Annotated in this window: 2 protein-coding genes; one reads left to right on the top strand and one right to left on the bottom strand. The window is 34.9% G+C overall.

Annotated features, from left to right (window positions below; all coding sequences use genetic code 11):
* Positions 1 to 46: 46 nt before the first annotated feature.
* Positions 47 to 1,570, bottom strand: coding sequence for a SagB/ThcOx family dehydrogenase (locus AFK68_RS05220; protein WP_094671871.1), 1,524 nt, complete (start codon positions 1,568 to 1,570; stop codon positions 47 to 49).
* 572 nt (positions 1,571 to 2,142) lie between these two features.
* Between AFK68_RS05220 and AFK68_RS05215 the strand changes: the two genes are divergently transcribed.
* On the top strand, positions 2,143 to 2,655 hold the full coding sequence (locus AFK68_RS05215; protein WP_371357242.1) for a pentapeptide repeat-containing protein: 513 nt from the start codon (positions 2,143 to 2,145) through the stop codon (positions 2,653 to 2,655).
* Positions 2,656 to 3,369: the final 714 nt, after the last annotated feature.

The following is a 3,369-nucleotide window of genomic DNA, read 5'->3' as shown; positions in this document are numbered from 1 at the left end:
ACTCCCCTACTCCCCTACTCCCCCACTCCCATACTCCCATACTCCTCTATTGGGGACGACCTAAAGTTGTAATATAAACAACCGCCTCATCTACAGGAATACCTAAAACTTCATTCACACGATCGTCAAAGAAACCGCCGATACCACTAACACCTAAACCCAGATAAATAGCTGCTAAATTCAGTCTTTGCCCTAAATGACCTGCATCTGCATGGAGGTAACGGTAAACCCGATCGCCATATTTGCCTACAGCTTTTTTCAGGTCAGCAGTATGAAACAAAACAACAGCAGCATCTCTACCTAAGTCTTGACCTAAGCACAAATAATGTAACTCTTCTTGGAAATTTTTAAACCTAATTTGTCGGAACTCTTGAGCCATTGGAGCATAATAATAACAACCCTCTTCTAAACCATCTACTCCAGAAACTGCAATAAAGGTCTCTATCAAACTTAGGTCAAAATAATCAGGATTACGATCTAATTCTTGATTAAAGTAATGGTGGGGTTGATAGGTAAAATCTAAAACAGCCAATAATTCTTTCAAAGCAATAGCTTCTCCAGTATAGGCGCGAGTGGAACGTCGTTTGAGAATTGTCTTTCTCAGACCTTCTAAGTCTTTACCCCATACAATAGACGGAGTGACAGTGGAAACTTTCGTACAAAATGGAAAGTTATATTTATCTTCTGAATATTCTGGAGTTTCTTGTGTTTTCCAAGCAGGTACTTTTGGAGAATTTGAGTTAATGTGAGTCGCTTCATGTAAATATTTTAGCAGTTCACCATCTGGAACCATTGGATAATCTGTTTGAGTGCCAGAAGGTAGAGCAGTTTGCCATAGAGGAAGATTTTGTTCAATATCTAGTAAGTCTGCTAGGGCAATAATGGCGATCGCCTGTTCTTCAGTTGTATCTAAATAAAGCATTTGATTTATTGCTTCATCATTAAACCCACCAATCAGATGTGGCCGATAATTACTAAAAGCAGAAGCTAGTTCAATGTTACCTAGTAAGTGACCTGTATCTAAAAATATTCGTCTATAGGCGCGGTCTTCATAACGCCAAGCAGAACGGTAGAATATAGCAGTAATGGCGATCGCTAATTTTGTATTTTCTAGAGCTGGATGCCAAAAACAAGCATCCTGCAATTCTGGCCATGTTCTATTGTCCCAAAATCTCAGTAATGAATGAGTTTTGGCCTGATAATTGTATAATCCTGGGGGCAATAGAGTTGTGCCACGGGAAATTAAATAAACCTCTGCTGGATACAACCCTCCAGCAGAAGGAGCTGCTCTTAAGTAATGAGTTCCCATAATTGTTGTTATCTTACCAGTTAAGCCATAGCTACATACAAGTAAGTTGGATAGGTTTTCTCCTTCTTGAGAATCTTTTCCTAGATTAATTTTTTCTTGCAGATAAGGTTTTAGGTCAATAGTTGTCCCGACTTTATACTCTTTGAATGGTATTGGTTGATTTTCCCAGTCTAGCTGGTGATTTTTACTCCCAATCGTTTCTGGGTCATATTTTGTCCGCTCATGGTAATGTTGAGCAATAGATTGTCTAATTTCTGGCATCTTTATTATTAGGGTTTATTTGGCAATGATTCTAATTATTCGATAGTTATGATTTTGACATTTATAGCGCTACTCATTAAGGTTAGAACATTTCTAAATCCTGTTAGCGGAGCTTTTCCCTATACGAAAAACCCTTTGACAGTTTACTATTCCCTATTCCCTCTCTTGGTGCGGGTTCCCAAGCCAGTCCCTTGGGCGGGTCTCCCAACTTGAAGGAACTGGCGTTTGCGTCTTACGCCGACGCGGGGTAGCACCGCTATTCCCTATTCCCTCGCGCGTAGCGCTATATGAATGGAAATTTTACAAATCTTAAAAAAGGATTAGGATCTCAGTAATTTTTATAAGGCCATCTTAGTATAAACCCTGATAAGTATAATAAGTATAAAAACCCATTATTTATTTAATAAATGATGATTATCAACTGCTAAAAAGTAGCCTTCAATAATTAATAATTAATAATTACCTCTTCTTATAAAGAAGAGGATTGGCTACAAAGATTTTTTTTCTTTTTTCTCCATGAATGGAGAGGCTTTATACCTTAATTTTTCGGTAAAAATATTAAGATGCAGAAGATGAGTGCAGAGGAATTACTATGGAGATATGCTGAAGGTCAAAGAGAATTTTGTGCCATTGATTTAAGTAATATAGAATTGTTTGAAGCTGATTTAGAAGGAATTAATTTAGAAAGTTGTAATTTAAAAAAAGCTTATCTACCCTATGCAAATTTGAATCAAGCTAACCTCCAAGGATGTAATTTGGAAGAAGTAGAAATGGGAGATATTAAACTTTATAAAGCTAATTTATCTGATAGTAATATTCAACAGGCAAATCTATCGCGAGCTAATTTGCGTTATGCTAATCTTCGTGGTGCAAATTTGAGTAGAGTTAATTTGCAAGGAGCAAACTTATATAATGCAAATTTAAGAGATACAGATTTAAGGCATGGAGATTTGAGAGGAGCTAACCTAGAAAAAGCCAAGTTAGAGAATGCCAAATTGGGATGGTGTAATTTGTTTCGAGCTAGAGAAGTTGATTTATCAATGGCAGAATACGATCATACTACTATCGGAACTGATGGATATTAGAAAACAGGGAATAGGGAATAGGGAGTAGGGAGTAGGGAATTCAAAATAAAATATCTTCGGTTTTAGCCGATAATCGTTAAAAACATTCCTGAAATTTAGTTATTACTTAATAACTGAATTATTGAGGAAGTATAGAATTATTTCTGGGAATTGGTATTAAGTGTTAGGGGTTAGGTTTGAGGTTTATTTTGGCTAAAAATAAAGTATTAAGTTTTCATGTTTGAGGATATTTTCTAGACTGTTTATAAATAATATAGTCATTCTGAATAAGACTGAGACAAGTGTTTCTTTCCTTGAAAATATTTCAGGCAAAAAAGTGTTTCATCCTTATTTGAAATGACTATATATTAAGGCTTGAATCGATGGGTTCATTAATGGATAATTGATAATTACCTCTCCCTAAAAGGGAGAGGATTGACAAATAAGGAAAATATTTATTTTTTTTCCCTTGAAAGGAGAGGCTTCAAGGCGTGAATTATCTAATTATTTAATTATTTAATTATTTAATTGTTTAATTATTAATTATTTCGGTAAATTTACATTCATGGCTAATAAAGCTGAATTATTTGATTAATTATTAATTGTTGATTGTTGAATAATATATTCACTCTCTTGAGTATTCTCAAAATTACAGAATTTCTCATGTTTTATGAGGTAGAAACTATAAGTTTTCATAGCATCAGATAACAAACAATTGATATTTTTTCTTCCTTC

The sequence above is a fragment of the Hydrocoleum sp. CS-953 genome, assembly GCF_002260545.1.
Lineage (GTDB): Bacteria > Cyanobacteriota > Cyanobacteriia > Cyanobacteriales > Microcoleaceae > Trichodesmium.
The sequence above is the reverse complement of the archived record's forward strand: the minus strand, read 5'-3'. Positions and strand labels throughout refer to the sequence as shown.